Origin of the sequence: Nonomuraea sp. H19 (assembly GCF_052068215.1) — a bacterium.
In the GTDB taxonomy this organism is placed as follows: domain Bacteria; phylum Actinomycetota; class Actinomycetes; order Streptosporangiales; family Streptosporangiaceae; genus Nonomuraea.
In genome coordinates, this window is the sequence record NZ_JBQHCV010000001.1 from 672,145 (window position 1) to 686,593 (window position 14,449).

The 14,449-nt window shown below is 71.9% G+C and carries 11 protein-coding genes; 5 read left to right on the forward strand and 6 right to left on the reverse strand.

What is annotated here, in order from left to right:
- Nucleotides 1-4: 4 nt before the first annotated feature.
- On the reverse strand, nt 5-892 hold the full coding sequence (locus ACTMTI_RS03095; protein WP_441118041.1) for an alpha/beta fold hydrolase: 888 nt from the start codon (nt 890-892) through the stop codon (nt 5-7).
- An 85-nt stretch (nt 893-977) separates the two neighbouring features.
- On the opposite strand from ACTMTI_RS03095, the gene ACTMTI_RS03100 reads away from it, so the two are divergent.
- Entirely contained in the window at nt 978-1,544 is a 567-nt protein-coding gene (locus ACTMTI_RS03100) for a CGNR zinc finger domain-containing protein (protein ID WP_441118042.1), read from the forward strand.
- Here the strand turns inward: ACTMTI_RS03100 and ACTMTI_RS03105 are convergent.
- Nucleotides 1,520-2,122, reverse strand: coding sequence for a TetR/AcrR family transcriptional regulator (locus tag ACTMTI_RS03105; RefSeq protein WP_441118043.1), 603 nt, complete (start codon nt 2,120-2,122; stop codon nt 1,520-1,522). The genes ACTMTI_RS03100 and ACTMTI_RS03105 overlap by 25 nt on opposite strands.
- Nucleotides 2,123-2,208: 86 nt before the next feature.
- Here ACTMTI_RS03105 and ACTMTI_RS03110 point away from each other — a divergent pair, with 86 nt between their 5' ends.
- Nucleotides 2,209-3,606, forward strand: a complete 1,398-nt coding sequence (locus tag ACTMTI_RS03110; RefSeq protein ID WP_441118044.1) for an MDR family MFS transporter — start codon at nt 2,209-2,211, stop codon at nt 3,604-3,606.
- 39 nt (nt 3,607-3,645) lie between these two features.
- Here ACTMTI_RS03110 and ACTMTI_RS03115 read toward each other — a convergent pair whose 3' ends face one another.
- A complete protein-coding gene (locus tag ACTMTI_RS03115) occupies nt 3,646-6,465 on the reverse strand; it encodes a poly(A) polymerase (RefSeq protein WP_441118045.1) in 2,820 nt (939 codons plus the stop codon).
- Entirely contained in the window at nt 6,465-8,267 is a 1,803-nt protein-coding gene (locus tag ACTMTI_RS03120) for an RNA ligase family protein (protein ID WP_441118046.1), read from the reverse strand. The genes ACTMTI_RS03115 and ACTMTI_RS03120 overlap by 1 nt, the downstream gene beginning before the upstream one ends.
- Nucleotides 8,268-8,408: 141 nt before the next feature.
- Here ACTMTI_RS03120 and ACTMTI_RS03125 point away from each other — a divergent pair, with 141 nt between their 5' ends.
- Complete coding sequence (locus tag ACTMTI_RS03125) at nt 8,409-8,963, forward strand: hypothetical protein (RefSeq protein WP_441118047.1); 555 nt, start codon at nt 8,409-8,411, stop codon at nt 8,961-8,963.
- On the opposite strand, the gene ACTMTI_RS03130 is transcribed toward ACTMTI_RS03125, so the two are convergent.
- Nucleotides 8,904-9,644 carry a TetR/AcrR family transcriptional regulator gene (locus tag ACTMTI_RS03130; protein ID WP_441118048.1) on the reverse strand — a complete coding sequence of 247 codons (741 nt, stop codon included), beginning with the start codon at nt 9,642-9,644 and terminating at the stop codon, nt 8,904-8,906. The two genes, ACTMTI_RS03125 and ACTMTI_RS03130, sit on opposite strands and share 60 nt — an antisense overlap.
- Before the next feature lie 140 nt (nt 9,645-9,784).
- Complete coding sequence (locus tag ACTMTI_RS03135) at nt 9,785-10,921, reverse strand: cytochrome P450 (RefSeq protein ID WP_441118049.1); 1,137 nt, start codon at nt 10,919-10,921, stop codon at nt 9,785-9,787.
- Between the two features lie 360 nt (nt 10,922-11,281).
- Between ACTMTI_RS03135 and ACTMTI_RS03140 the strand changes: the two genes are divergently transcribed.
- Entirely contained in the window at nt 11,282-12,472 is a 1,191-nt protein-coding gene (locus ACTMTI_RS03140) for a glycosyltransferase (RefSeq protein ID WP_441118050.1), read from the forward strand.
- Nucleotides 12,469-14,445, forward strand: coding sequence for an ArnT family glycosyltransferase (locus ACTMTI_RS03145; RefSeq protein ID WP_441118051.1), 1,977 nt, complete (start codon nt 12,469-12,471; stop codon nt 14,443-14,445). Before ACTMTI_RS03140 ends, ACTMTI_RS03145 begins: the two co-directional genes overlap by 4 nt.
- The last annotated feature ends 4 nt before the right edge of the window (nt 14,446-14,449 follow it).

A 14,449-nucleotide genomic window follows, 5' to 3' on the forward strand; every position in this document is an offset into this window, starting at 1 on the left:
TCGGCTAGCGCGTGCTTCCGTCCCAGACGCGGTCGAGGAATCCGGCGACGAGCGGGGCGATCTCGGGGAGCTGGTCTTCGAGGGCGAAGTGGCCGGTGTCGAGGAGATGGAGCTCGGCGTCGGGCAGGTCGCGCAGGTAGGCGCGGGCTCCGGGCTCGGGGAAGAACGGGTCGTCGCGGCCCCAGGTGATGAGCGTGGGCGGGGTGTGCTCGCGCAGCCAGGCCTGCCAGGCGGGATAGCGCTCCACGTTGGAGTGGTAGTCGAAGGCCAGCGCGACCTGGGCCTGCTTGCGTCCGGGCCGGTCGAGGAAGTGCTGGTCGAGCGTCCAGCCGTCGGGCGCGATCAGCTCGGGGTCGCGGACGCCGCTCTCGTACTGGCCGCGGGTTCCGGGCAGGGTGAGCAGGTCGCGGATGGCGTCTTCGGCGCCTGGGGTGTCCGGGCGGAGGGCGATGAAGGCGCGGGCGGCATCCGACAGGCCCTCGGCGTAGGCGTTGCCGTTCTGGACGATGAGCCCGGCGATCCGGTGGGGGTGCCGCTCGGCCAGGCGGAAGCCGACCGGGGCGCCGAAGTCGAAGACGTACATGACGAAGCGGGTCAGCCCGAGCCGCTCGACGAAGCCTTCGGTGATGTCCGCGAGCCGGTCGAAGCTGTAGGCGAAGCCGTCCGGCGCCTCGGTGTGGCCGAAGCCGGGATAGTCGGGCGCGATCAGCCGGTAGCGGGTGCCGAGGGCGTCGATGAGCCGCCGGTACTGGTGCGAGGCCGACGGGAAACCGTGCAGCAGCAGCGCCACCGGGGCGTCGGAGCGGTCGGGGAGCGACTCCCGGTAGAAGACCCGCACGCCGTCGACGTCGACGTGGCGGTGGACGATGCGGGCGACAGCGGGAAACGTCATTTCACATGCCTCCTTGGCGGATTTATGCATTAGTTCTAGCGTGCGGCCGTCTAATGCGTCAACTTGCCGAGGTAGCATTAGGGGCATGAGCGATCTCGTCCCGCTGACCGGTGAGCCGCTGGCGCTGGACCTGGTCAACACCCGCCCGCACGTCGCAGGCGCCCCGGCCGACCTCCTCGCCACGCCTGCCGATCTGCGGGCGTGGCTGGTCTTGCAGCAGGACCGGCTCGCCGAGCCGGCGGAGGGATGCACGGCGGCCGACCTGGCCGCCGTGCATGCCGTACGAGAGCACATCTGCGTCGCGATCGAGCACGCCCGCCACGGCGAGCAGCCACCCCCGGCCGCGCTCCAGGCGCTCAACGAGGCTCAGCTCGCCGCGCCCGCGATCCGCGAGCTGGCCTGGGACGGCACCGCGATCACCGCCGCCCGCCGGCGCACCGGGCCTCCCGGGCGGCGCCTGGCCGCCTGGCTCTCCGAGTCCGCCGCCGACCTCCTGGCCGACCCCGCGGTCACCCGGATCCGCCCATGCGAGGCCCACGACTGCGTCATGCTCTTCCTGCCCGCCCATCCGCGCCGCCGCTGGTGCTCGGCCGCCCGCTGCGGCAACCGGGCCCGCGTGGCCCGCTACTACCAGAGGCACTCGCGGCGCTGAGTCCCGGCGGACGCGGTGCGGACGAGCGGGATGAACACCTCGTCCACGATCTGGAAGATCGTCTCGTCGGAGAGAGGCACGCGGGTCAGGAGCATCTCGTGGCGCAGGAGGTCGACGGGCAGCGAGACGACCCTGGGGCTCAGCCGCGCTGATCCGATCTCGCCTCTGGCGGCGGCGCGCTCCACGATGCTCGCCATCACGTCTTTCATGACGGCGAAGAACGCGGGGTCGAGATCGGCGGCCTCGGCCATGAGACCGTGGATGACGTCCGGGCCGAGGTCGCGCAGGCGCTGGGCCATCCGGCGCAGTACGGCCACGACGTCGCCGCGTAGCTCGCCGGTGTCGGGGATCTGGTCGGTGATGGAGCCGGTGGTCTGGCGGATGGCCGCGATGACGAGTTCGGCGCGGTTGTGCCAGCGCCGGTAGAGGACCTGCTTGCCGGTGCGCGCCCGGGCGGCCACGCCCTCCATGGTCAGGCGGGCGTAGCCGACGGAGGTCAGCTCTTCCCAGGCGGCCTGCAGGATCGTTTCCTCCAGCACCGTGCCACGCCTGCGCCGTTTGTCGGCCTGCTGCGACATTCATTCCTCCATTAGAGACGTTGCGTCTCTTGTTGTTGAAGCTTACCCTCCTTATTGGAGACGTCACGTCTCTTATGGGGGTGGAAATGAGTACGGAAACACGGGCTGAACGGCTCGACCCGGAAGTGGTCAGGCTGGCCTGGATCCTCGTCGTCGGAGCGGTGGCGCCCCTGCTGGACAGCACCATCGTCACCGTGGTCCTGCACACGCTGGGGCGGGACCTGACCGCGCGGGTGTCGGATCTCCAATGGGTGAGCACCGGCTACCTGCTGGCAGTGGCGATGGTCATACCCGTCAGCGGGTGGGCCGTGGATCGCTTCGGCGGCAGGCGGCTGTGGCTGGCCGCGCTGCTGCTGTTCCTGGCCGGTTCGCTCCTGTGCGGCCTGGCCTGGAACATCGGCTCGCTGATCGCCTTCCGCATCCTGCAGGGCGTCGGCGGCGGCCTGATGCTGCCGACCCTGCAGACCCTGCTCATACGAGCCGCGAACGGGCGTGCGCTGGGCCGGCTGATGGCCGTCGTCACCTTGCCCGCCCTGGTGGGGCCGATCCTCGGTCCGGTCATCGGCGGTCTGATCGCCGACCACCTCAGCTGGCGGTGGATCTTCTTCGTCAACGTTCCCGTCTGCCTGGCGGCGGCGGCGCTGGCCTGGCTGTGGCTGCCGGACGCCCCGCCGGTCGACGTGACCGGCCTCGACGTGACCGGCCTGCTCCTGCTCTCGCCCGCGGTGGCCGCCCTCGTATACGGCCTGGCCCGGGGAGGAGATGTGGGAGGCTTCGCGCACGTCGCCGTGCTGGTGCCGGTGGCCGCCGGCGCGGTGCTCGCGGCCGCGTTCGGACACCGGTCCCTGCGTGCCGCGAACCCGCTGATCGACCTGCGGCTGTTCCGGATCGGCTCGTTCCGCGCGTCGGTGGCTCTGCTGTTCGTCTCCGGGCTCGCGCTGTACGGGTCGATGCTGCTGCTCCCGCTCTACTACCAGCAAGTACGCGGCCAGAGCGTCGTCGCCACCGGCCTGATGCTGATCCCGCAGGGACTCGGCAGCCTGCTGGCCCGCGGATTCGCAGGTCTCACCGACCGCTTGGGCCCACGGCCCATCGTGCTGGCCGGCGCCGCCCTGACCGCAGTGGGCACGCTGCCTTTCGCTCTCGCCGGCCCGCACACCAGTGCCCTTGTCCTGGCCACCGCGCTGGTGGTGCGGGGCCTCGGAATGAGTGCGGCCAACATGGCCATCATGGTCGGCGCCTTCCAGGGCCTCGATCGTACGCGCATCCCACATGCGAGCACGACCACCAGGACCGCCCAGCAACTCGGCGGATCCTTCGGCACCGGCGTGCTCGCCGGCGTCCTGCAACACCAGCTCGCCACCCACCCCGCGACCACCGCCGGCCAGTCGGCCGCCTACGGCCGCACCTTCTTCTGTGCCCTGGCCTTGACGGCCTTGGCCCTGCTCCTCGGCCTCCTGCTGCCCCGCAAGCCCGTCACCTGACCGTGCGGGCGCCGGTGACCTCACGGCTGGGCGGGACGCCTAGCGAAGGGTCGGCACGGCGCCGCACTCGGCTCTTTCGATCGTGACCCCGGGCAGCCCCTTGGTCCAGCCGCCGGCGATCGCGGCGAGCCGGGCGGCGTCCGGCGGCGTGCGGCCCAGGCCGATCGCGTACCGTGCCCAGTCAGGACCCGACTCGTACGGCCGCGGCCAGGCGTGCGCGTCCGGCGCCCCGGCCTCTTCCAAGGCGGTGAGCAGGTTGCGCACGCGGCCACGGACGCTGCCGAGAACGGGCTCGAACTCTCCGGTCCGGCCGGGGCGCACGGTCAGCACCGCCCATGCCGCGTGCCGCCGGTGCAGGGGCGGCGGTGTCAGGAGCTCGGACCAGGGCGCGCCGCTCTCCAAGGTCTCCCATGCCTGGTACAGCTCCTGCGTCAGCAGGTCCCGCCCGCCGTCGCCGGCCTGCTGAGCGCAGTTGCGTACCGGGTCGCTGGGGGTCAGGACGGTCACCGCCGCCGTGTCCCCTCCCGTGCCGGCGGCGGCCGTGAGGGCGACCGGTTCTCGCCAGTCCCAGGCGGCCCAGGTGCTGAAGAAACGGCGCAGCAGGTCATCGGCGGAAAGGCCGGCGCCCTCCGCGGCGGTGCGCGCGGCCAGCACCGTCCAGGCCAAACCGGGCAGCCCGCCGAAGGGAGCCGAGTCCAGCCCGCGTGCCCTGGCCCAGGCCTTCACCTGCCTGGCCAGCCGGGCGAACCGGGCGTGGTCGGCGCCGGCGGCGGCACGGATCGCCTCGGCGTCGCTGACCGCGCTCAAGGCGATCGCGGCCGCCTCACCCAGCTCGGCGCGGCAGACCACCGCCTGCCCGGGGGAGCGCGGCCCGGTGTCCACCACGGTCAGGTCGACGTCCAGATCGCCGACGCGCAGCCGCAGGCCCGGCACCCTGGCGCCGACCACCTGCCGCACCCTCGTGGCGGCCGGCAGCGCGGCCCGCACCATGGCCTGGATCCCGGCCATGGCCACGCCGCCCGGCAACGCGGCCACCAGGTCCAGGTCCGCCGTCGGGAGCGCGCATCCCATCCGCCGCGATCCGGCCACGTGCACCAGCCCTGGCCGCAGCGCCTCCGCCAGACGCTCCGCGACCTGCCCGGCCAGCGCGTCCCGGCCTGGATCCGGCGCCAGGTGCCGCTGCTCGCCGGTGCCGGTCTCGGGCAGCCAGCGCACCTCACCCGTGCCCAGAACGATCACCGCCCGCGGCCGCATCGGCTCGTCCCCGCGGCGGGACAGCAGCGTCACCTCTCCGGCCGGCGCCGTCATCGCGTCGAGCCGGGAGGCGGCCAGGCGTTGCGGATCCTTGGTCCGGCCGAGGGTCAGGTGGGGAACGAACCCCTCCGCACGCCCCCGGCAGCGTGGAAAGCGCCGCTCCAGCGCGCGCCGCAGCCGGGTCCACGGCGCCGTGCCGCCGGCGGCGGGGTCGAGCCAGACGGTGGCGTCGTCCCGATGCCGGAAGGTACGCACCCCGTCCAGGCGGACGGTGAAGGGTTCGCTCTCGGCCGCCGCCGCGGCCAGCAGCGGGGCCGCCCGGTCGAACGCGGACTCCGGTACGAAACCGAAGAGCAGATTGACGTGCGGCGGCCACCGGCGGAACTGCGGATCCTGCTCCCGGCGAACGTCCTGGATCGCGGGCCACAGCTCCCGCGGCGGGATCCACGCCACCGCCGTACGCGCTGTCGACGGCTCGTCCAGCACGTCGCCGGGCTCCGTCCCGGGAACATCCAGGTCCGCCTCGACCCCGTAGTGGTCGGAGATGTACACCCCTTGCGCGGTGGGCACGTCACCGCGCAGGACCGCCGAGGTCACGCGCGAGCGGCCCCGCAGCAGGACCCGGTCCAGCCGCGAGGCCCGGCCCGACCGCGAGGAGAGCGCGGCCAGCGGGTTGGCAACCGGGTCGAACGTGGGAGTCCGGTCCGGCCCGTGCGCTTCCGTCCAGGCGTCTCGCAACCCGAGCACGGCCGCCGGTCCCCGTGGGCCGTCGTCTCCGTCGTTGAAGTCGCCCAGCAGGATCAGCTCGCCCTCCACTCCGGCCAGCCCTTCGCCGATCCGGGCCAGCTCGGCCTGCCGCCTGGCCGCGCCGTCCGCCGAATGGTCGCTGGTCAGATGGGTGGCGGCGACCACGACCGGACCGGCGGCGGTGTCCACCGCGATGGCGGCCAGCGCCTTGTGCGGGCCGAGGGCATGCGCCGCCGCCTCCCGTACGGGCAGCCGGCTGAGCAGCAGCAACCCGTGATCGTCGACGTCCTGGCCGGCCGGGTCGGTGCCCAGGGTGTAGGCGGCGCGCAGCCACGGGGCCGCCAGCAGCATCGCCAGCAGCGCGGGCTCGACCTCCTGCAGCGCGATGACGTCGGCGTCGGCCTCCTCCAGGGCCGCCAGCAGCAGAGGGCGGCGGCGGGCGGTGTCGATGAGGTCGCTGTCGTACCGGTCCCACAGCGTGTTCCAGGTCAGGACGCGCAGGCCCGCCACCGGGACCGCGCGCGGGGCGACGTCGGCCGGGCGCCATCCGGCGACCGGATCCCAGCTGTGCGGCGTCCTGGCCGTGAAGAATGGCGCGCGCAACCGGCGCGGCTCGCGAGCCCGTCCGGCCGGTGAGATGTCGACGCGGTCCAAACCCGTGGCGCGGTCCCACACCAGCTCACCGTCCGCCTCCACGAACAGCACGCGATGCCAGGGGATGTCGCCCCCGGGGGTGAAAGCGGGCAGCGGGACGCGCTTGGGCGCGGCGTCCCGCTGGCCGACGCCCAGCACGAAACGGGAGGGGTCGAAGCGCGGGTCCCAGCGGACCCGGTGGTAGATCTCCTCACTGGTACGCATCAGGCCTCCCACCCGTCCAAAGCGCCGTCGATGTCGTCGATCGTCCCGGTCGCTCCGACGTACCAGGTGCGGTGGGCGTGGCCGGGATACGGCGGTACGAACCGGCGCGTCTGCGCGGTGATCACCCCCGGCGGCACGGGGTGCGGCCGGGTGGCGTTGCGCCGGTGCAGCTCGGCCTCATCCACCAGCACGACCGCGTGCGTCGTCAGCGCGTCGCGGCGGTGGGCCACAGCGTGCACCAGGGAACGCTGCTGCTGGTTGAGCGACGTGGCGTCCCATACCACCGTGCCGCCCGCGGCCAGCGCCGCGTCCAGCCGGTCCAGCCCTTGTCCGAGCACCTCCCGGTTGGCCCGCTGGTCCGCTCGCGAGCCCCGCGCCTGGCGCAGGTCGTCCAGGGACAGGTGCGCGTCGATCCCGGGCAGAGCCGCGGCGAAGGTGCTCTTCCCGCTGCCCGACGGCCCGGCCAGGTGCACCAGCCGGGGGAACCGCCCGGACCGCCACCGCCAGCTCGCCGCCACGGCCTCCTCGACGGTGGCGATCCGTCCTCGGGCATAGGCGTCCCGCGCCTCCGCCCAGCACCGGTCGGCCGCCTCGGTGTCCAGGCCGGAGAGCACCTCGCGCAGCCCGGCACGCAACGGCTCCAGCGGCGCCGGCCCGAGCAGCCCGGCCTCCTCGGCGTGCAGCGCGGACCAGTCGACCTGCTCGCGTGCCCCGGCATCGTCGCGACCGGCCGGCACGGCCCCGGCGACGGCGTGCAGCACTCCCAGATCGGCGGCGAACGACATGCGCACCAGCCCGGCCCGGCGATTCTCATCGGGGTACGCGCGGTGCAGTCCGGCATGCAGCCCGACCAGGTCGGCCACCCGCCGCGCCGCCGGCATGCCCAGCGGACCCGCCAACCGGGCGGCCAGCCAGGCGCGCGGCATGTCGTGCAGCATCGCCGCCAGCACGCCCGCCAGCCGGGCGTCCCCGGACCGGCCCAGCGCGTCCAGCCGCGCCGACACCTCTGCGGCCGCCACCTCGGCGCGGGCCAGGTCCGGTATGGCGAACTCCGCTGGCTCTGCGGCGCGGGCCAGGTCCGGTACGGCTTCGGCGCGGGCCGGGTGCTGCACCGCCACGCCCACCGCCGCCAGCAGACCGGCCACATCGGCGGCCGCCCCCGAACGCACCGACCACAGTGCCGCGGCCGGGCCCAGTCCGTTGGCCTCGACGGCGGCGTGCATCCAGTGCGTGCCGGTCCGCACATGCCGCCCGCGCACCCATTTGGCCACCCGTCCGGCGAACTCCGCCCGGTCGAACCCTTCCACGGTCCGCACGACGTACCCCTCCTGCCGGCCGGTGTCCAGTCGCAGGGCCCGCAGCGCCCGCTCGTCGAAGACGCCCCGCCACAACACCCGCGGCACCGGGACTCCCAGCCGCCGCAGGAACCGCACCGTGTGGTCCCACTCGAGGCACCGCGCGCCGTCCCATACGGAGAAGCCGTAGAACCAGCTCTCCAGGTCCTGGTAGACGATGGAGTGCCGGGCGTACATGTTCTCCCCGCACACCCGCCATCCTGGCGGAATCGCCGGTCCGATCCGCCCTTGCAGGCCCTTGACCCACGCGCGCGAGGGGTGATGCGCGGAATCCAGCGACCGGGCGTGCAGCCCGTCGGCGTACAGAGTGGTGTTCTCGCCGTCGAGCTTCTCGGTGACCACGATCTCTCGTCCGCTCAGCCCGGACAGGTCTCCGGCTCTCACGTCGTCCGAGGTGGCGCCGGGCGACCAGGGCAAGTGAGGAGTACGCGGGTAGTGCACACGCATGATTCGCTCCCCCCGCCGACGCCCGGATCGCGTCACTGTACAAGCGCTCAGGAAAGCGGATCCATCGAATATCAGCTCATCTCTGTGTCGTCTCAGCGCAGTGTGGGTGCCGTATCAGCAGGTGGCGCGATCGTCTGTCGCATGGAAATCACCAAGACCCGGATCCGTCCCCGCACCGTCACCTTCACGGGCGTCCTGCAGTTGCTGTTCGCCCTGGCCTACTTGATCGCTCCTGTGGCGGGCCTCGTCCATGGCGCGGACGTCCAGGCCGCGGCCGAGGCCGAACTCGCTCGGCAAGGCCTTTCCCGCTCCGTCCTGGCCGAGAACGGCCTCCACTTCGACGAGGGCGGCTACGCGCTGGTGCTGCCTCTCACCACCGCGGTGATCGCCGCGATCCTGGCGTGGCTGAATCTGGCCGGCAAGCGCGCCGGCCGGACCCTGACCCTGATCGTTCAGCCGATCTTCCTCGCCCTGGATGTCTTCGTCCTCACGAGCCAGGCGTCCAAGGTGCAGTATCTCCAGTCGATCCTCGGGGACTCCGCGAACGCGCAGGCGATCCTGGACGCGAGCGAGAGCGTTTACCCCGCCTGGCTGCTCGCCGTGACCGACGGCCGCCTCGTCTTCACCCCGCTGGTCTCACTGGCCGTCATCGTCCTGCTCCTGCTCCCGCCGGCCCGCGCCTACTTCCGCAAGTGAGTGGCTCTCGACAAGAGGCTTCAGCAGCGCGGAGCTGAGCCCGCAGACGGCCGTGATCAAGGTTTCCCCCAATCGGCGCCACGACTGCTCGGCGGCGGCCGGGTCGGCCCGGCCGTCGGCCAGGTCGCTTTCCAGCTCGGCGCTCATGTGCACGATGAGCAGGCGGACCATGGCCGCGTGCCGGGTGGACAGCTCGCGGTCGTGGGCCTGCTCGCGCGGGGGGCGGAGTTGTTCCAGGCGGCGGAACGAGGGCGTGCTCAGATGTGCCTGGGCGGCGTACTCGCGCAAGGAGGGCTCCACGACGGCCTGGGCGAGGAAGCGCCCATACCAGGACGGTGTGCCCAGCTCGATGTGGTGCTCGATGCTCGGCGCGATGACGCAGGTGATCCAGTCCCGGATCGACACCTCGCCCGCCGCCTCCAGCGCGGCCACCATGGGGATGCGGTGCTTGTCGATCGCGGCCGCGTGGCGGGTCAGTATCGCCTGGATCAGCTCGTCGCGGGTGCTGAAGTGGTATTGCACGGCGGACTTGTTACGCTGGCCCGCCGCCTCCCGGATCATCCTGATCGACACGTTCGCGAATCCGTGTTCGGCGTAGAGCCGCTCGGCGGTCTGCATGAGCTTGTCTCTGGCGCGCATCGAGCGGGGAGACGGCGTGGCGACCGTCGTGCTGACTTTCATGACTGGTTGGTCCTTGATCTTGTCTTTCCACACCGTCACCCGACGGATTATCCCCGTTGGCAGGCGCCACGGTCATACCGCTGCCCGGCGCCTGCTCTCGGGGTCGCCGTTGTCATCTCGGTGGCGCCGCGCTCATCAGGTCACCACGTGACCCATACGTCCTGGAGCCCGCCGGACATCGCCCCGGTGCGCAGCCGCAGGGTGTCCGGGGAGTCCCGCAGGTGCAGGCCGGGCAGCCTCCGCACGAGGGTGCCCAGGACGACCTGGAGCTCTAGCCTGGCCAGCGGCTGCCCGAGGCAGTAGTGCGGGCCGGCGCCGAAGGTGAGGTGCTGGTTGCTGTTCTGCCGCCGCGGGTCGAACCGCTCCGGGTCGGGGAACTTGGCAGGGTCGCGGTTGGCTCCGGAGATGATCGGGATCAGCGTGCTGCCGGCGGGCACCGTGGCCCCGCTGAGCTCGACGTCCTCCGTGATGAACCTGGGCACCCCGCCGATGGCCGACAGCGTGCTGTCCAGGCGCAGGACCTCCTCGACGGTGCCCGGCACCAGGTCGGGGTCGTCGATCACGGCCTCGAAACGCTCCCGGTCGGAGAGCAGCATCGCCACCATGATGGTGATCATGTTCGAGGTCGTCTCGTGGCCGGCCAGCAGCAGCCCGCGCACGGTTGCGATGAGCTCGGCCTGGCTGAGCCGGCCGTCCTCGGCGTCGGTGATCTGGGTCAGCTCGCTGAGCAGGTCGTCGCCGGGGTTGGCGCGGTTGCGGTCGACCAGGTCCGACACGTACGCGTTGAACTCCCGGTAGGCCTGGTCGACCTCTTCCTGGGTGTTGCGCGTCAGCGTCAGCATGGTGCGCGACCAGTGTGCGAACTTGTCCTGGTCCTCGCTCGGCGCGCCGACCAGCGCGCAGATGACCCGCACCGGGAGCGGCAGGCCCAGCCCGGCCGACAGGTTGCCCGGGGAGCCCTTGGCCAGCATGGCGTCCAGCAGGTCGTCGGTCATGGCCTGGACTCTGGGCCGCCACACCTCCATCTTCCGCGCCGTGAACCAGCGGCTGAGCAGCCGCCGCCACCGCATGTGGCCCTGCCCCTCGTTGATGTCCGCGGCGCCGTCCCTGGACCGGCTGAAGAGGCCGCCGTCTTCAGTGGTGGACAGCCGGGCGGCGCCTTGCCTGGCGAGGTTGCGGCTGAAGCGCGGGTCCGCCATCACCGCGCGGGCGTCGTCGTACCTGGTCACCAGCGTGGCCACGTCGCCGCTCGCAGCCGTACGTGCGCCACTGGGCATCGCTCCCGTAGCTCCGCCAGTTGTGGCGGCGGCTCCAGGGCCGTGGGGCGGTCGAACGGAAAATCGGGGATCGCGTCGGCAGTCATATGTCCTCCAGTTCGGGAGCCCGGCTCTCCGAATATAAGTCGATCGCCTTATTGCGGCAATCACGACATGTCTGGGTTTGTAGAGTTCCCAGGGGACGCCGTGGTCAGCAGCGAGTACGGCAGCGCCCCGGCGACGGGCCCCGCGAAGTCAGCTTCCTGGCCAGTTCCCGCTCGGCGGCCCGCCGGCCTGTCCGCCGGACCCGCCGCTGCCCTCTCAGAGAGGCTTAATAGTCGCCTCAGGCCCGTTCAATGCCCGCCCCCGATCGTTGGCGACATGAGCACGATGACGGTTACAGCGCCTCGGGTTGAGGCAGCGCGCGGAACCCGCCTCGTCGAGGTCGTGGTTCCCGTCTACAACGAGCAGCGGGTCCTGGCGGAGAGCATCCATCGGCTGCACTCCTACCTGATCCGCACCTTCCCGTACGGCTTCCGCATCACGATCGCGGACAACGCCAGCACGGACGACACCTGGAAAGCGGCCACCGAGCTGGAACGGGAACTGCCGCATGTGCGGGCGGTGCACCTGGACCAGAAGGGACGCGGCAGGGCCCTGCGGAAGATCTGGTCGGAGAGCGACGCCGACGTCGTCAGCTACATGGACGTCGACCTGTCCACCGACCTGGACGCGTTCTTCCCGCTGGTGGCGCCGCTCCTGTCCAGGCACAGCGATCTGGCGATCGGCACCCGGCTGTCCAAGGGCTCGAACGTGGTCCGCGGGCCCAAGCGGGAGTTCATCTCACGCACCTACAACCTGCTCCTCCGCTCGATCATGGGCGCCCGGTTCTCCGACGCCCAGTGCGGTTTCAAGGCGGCGCGGACCGAGGTCGCACAGGCCCTGTTGCCCGCCGTGGAGGACCAGGAATGGTTCTTCGACACCGAACTGCTCCTGCTGGCCGAGGGCCACGGCCTGCGCATCCACGAGGTCCCGGTGGACTGGGTGGACGACCCCGACAGCAGGGTCGACATCGTCAGGACCGCCACGGACGACCTCAAGGGGATGTGGCGGGTGGCGCGTGCCACCCTGTCGGGCACCGCCCGGTCCGGCGTCCCCACTCGGGTCCAGCAGCTACCCGCCGGGATGGCCCGCCAGCTGCCGGCGTTCGCGCTCATCGGAGTCGTCAGCACGCTCGCCTACCTGCTGTTGTTCTCGGCACTCGGCGCGGTGCTGCCGTCGATGGCCGCCAACGCGGTCGCCCTGCTGGTCACCGCGATCGCGAACACCGCGGCCAACCGCAGATTCACCTTCGGGGTGAGCGGCCGGGCGCGTGCCGTACGCAATCACCTGGAAGGCCTGATCGTCTTCTTCATCGGCCTCGGGCTGACCACCGCGAGCCTGGCTCTGCTGCCCGCTACCGCGTCGCACGCGGTTGAGCTGATCGCCGTCACCATCGCCAACGCACTCGCCACCCTCCTCCGCTTCGTCCTGCTGCGGGCGTGGGTCTTCAATCCCCGGAGGGCACGATGACGCAGCAGCTGGAGCGGCCGCTCAATGATGATCAGGCCGCGGCCGGCCACCGCGGTGGACCCCGGCGAGGACCGGTGGGACGGCTGTTCCTCGGCCCGCCGGAGGACCCGCGGTGGGCCCGCCCCGCGATGTGGGGTGTGCTGGCCCTGGCCGCCTTCCTCTACACCTGGGCGCTCGGCCAGAACGGCTACGCCAACACCTACTACGCCGCCGCCGTCTACTCCGGCACGCAGAGCTGGAAGGCCTTCTTCTTCGGAGCCGTGGACGCGGGTTCGTACATCACCGTCGACAAGCCCCCGCTGGCCCTGTGGGTGATGGGCCTGTCGGCCCGCCTCTTCGGGTTCGGCACCTGGAGCATGCTGCTCCCTCAGGCGGTCGCGGGTGTCGCCGCCGCCGGCCTGGTCTATTCGGCGGTACGGCGTTCGCTCACCGCCTGGTCGAACAGGGCAGGGGGCGGCCACCTCGCGCACGTCGCGGCGCTGATCGCGGCCCTGGTGATGACGCTCACGCCGATCACGGTGGCCATCAACCGGGACAACAACCCCGACACGGTCCTGGTTCTGCTGCTGGTCGCGGCGGCCTGGTTCTGCCTGGAGGCGATCCGCACCGGGCGGGTGCGCACGCTGCTGGTCGCGGCGGCGCTGGTCGGTCTGGCGTTCAACGCCAAGATGCTCCAGGCCTACCTGGTGGTGCCCGCCTTCGCGGCCGTCTACCTGATGGCCGCCCCCGGCAAGCCGCTACGCCGGCTCGGCCGCCTGCTCGCCGCCGGAGCGGCCCTCGTCGTCTCCAGCGTCTGGTGGATGGTGATCGTCGATTTGTGGCCGTCGGGCAGCCGGCCGTACATCGGCGGCAGCGAGGACAACACCGTCTGGGACCTCGTCATCGGATACAACGGGCTCGGCCGGATCTTCGGTGGGAGCGGCAGCGGCGGCGGCGCCAACTTCGGCGGCGAGGCCGGTGCCACCAGGCTGTTCAACGACACCATGGCCGGGCAGATCTCCTGGCTGATTCCGTTCGCGGCCCTCGCCCTGGCCGTGGGTGTCGCCCTGATCGGCCGTCGCCCCCGGACCGATGCGGCCCGAGCCTCCCTGCTGCTGTGGGGCGGCTGGCTCGCGATCCACTTCGTGGTGTTCAGCTTCTCGGAAGGCGGCTTCCACCCGTACTACTCCACCGCCATGGCCCCCGCCATCGCCGCTCTCACGGGGATCGGCGCGGTGCTGATGTGGCACGCCTACCGGCGGTCCGCCGCTTGGAGGTGGGCTCTGCCGCTCGGCATCGCCGTCACCGGCGGCTGGTCGTTCGTGGTGCTCCGCCGCACCACCGACTTCGTGTCATGGCTGCCCTGGGTGGTCGTGGGGGCGACCGCTGTGGCGGTGCTCGGTCTCCTGGCGGCCGCGTTCGGCGCCAAGCGGCTGGCCGCCGTGGCCCTGGTCGCCGGATTGTTCGGCGGGCTGGCCGGGCCGGCGGCGTACGCGGTGACCCCGCTGACCTCGGCCGTCCAGGGCACCAACCCGACCGCAGGCCCGGCCGGCAGCGGCATGATGGGCGGGCCCGGTGGCACCCGCCGGCCCGCAGCCGGTCAGACCGAGGGCGGCCAGCGCACGGGTGGCCGGCCCGGCGGGGGACAGGTGAGCACCGAGATGATCAAGTATCTGGAGGCCAACCAGGGCGACGCCACCTGGCTGGTGGCCGTCAACAGCGCGCAGAGCGCATCCTCGATCATCCTGTCCAGCGGCAAGGCGGTCATGGCCATGGGCGGCTTCACCGGCAGCGACCCGGCCATGACCGTCGCCAAGCTGCAGGAGTACGTCTCCAGCGGCAAGCTGAAGTACGTGCTGATCAGCGACGACAACGGCCGGAACGACACCGACTCCTCGGTGACGGAGTGGGTGAAGGCCAACGGCAGCCTGGTGGACGCATCCGATTACGGAGGCACCGACACCAGCGGTCAGGCTCTCTACGAGCTCACGTGATCAC

Coding starts and splice junctions, on each gene's coding strand:
- ACTMTI_RS03145 (WP_441118051.1), top strand. CDS start 12,469: ATGACGCAGCAGCTGGAGCGGCCGCTCAATGATGATCAGGCCGCGGCC.
- ACTMTI_RS03130 (WP_441118048.1), bottom strand. CDS start 9,644: ATGAAAGTCAGCACGACGGTCGCCACGCCGTCTCCCCGCTCGATGCGC.
- ACTMTI_RS03100 (WP_441118042.1), top strand. CDS start 978: ATGAGCGATCTCGTCCCGCTGACCGGTGAGCCGCTGGCGCTGGACCTG.
- ACTMTI_RS03125 (WP_441118047.1), top strand. CDS start 8,409: ATGGAAATCACCAAGACCCGGATCCGTCCCCGCACCGTCACCTTCACG.
- ACTMTI_RS03135 (WP_441118049.1), bottom strand. CDS start 10,921: ATGCCCAGTGGCGCACGTACGGCTGCGAGCGGCGACGTGGCCACGCTG.
- ACTMTI_RS03115 (WP_441118045.1), bottom strand. CDS start 6,465: ATGCGTACCAGTGAGGAGATCTACCACCGGGTCCGCTGGGACCCGCGC.
- ACTMTI_RS03140 (WP_441118050.1), top strand. CDS start 11,282: ATGAGCACGATGACGGTTACAGCGCCTCGGGTTGAGGCAGCGCGCGGA.
- ACTMTI_RS03120 (WP_441118046.1), bottom strand. CDS start 8,267: ATGCGTGTGCACTACCCGCGTACTCCTCACTTGCCCTGGTCGCCCGGC.
- ACTMTI_RS03095 (WP_441118041.1), bottom strand. CDS start 892: ATGACGTTTCCCGCTGTCGCCCGCATCGTCCACCGCCACGTCGACGTC.
- ACTMTI_RS03110 (WP_441118044.1), top strand. CDS start 2,209: ATGAGTACGGAAACACGGGCTGAACGGCTCGACCCGGAAGTGGTCAGG.
- ACTMTI_RS03105 (WP_441118043.1), bottom strand. CDS start 2,122: ATGTCGCAGCAGGCCGACAAACGGCGCAGGCGTGGCACGGTGCTGGAG.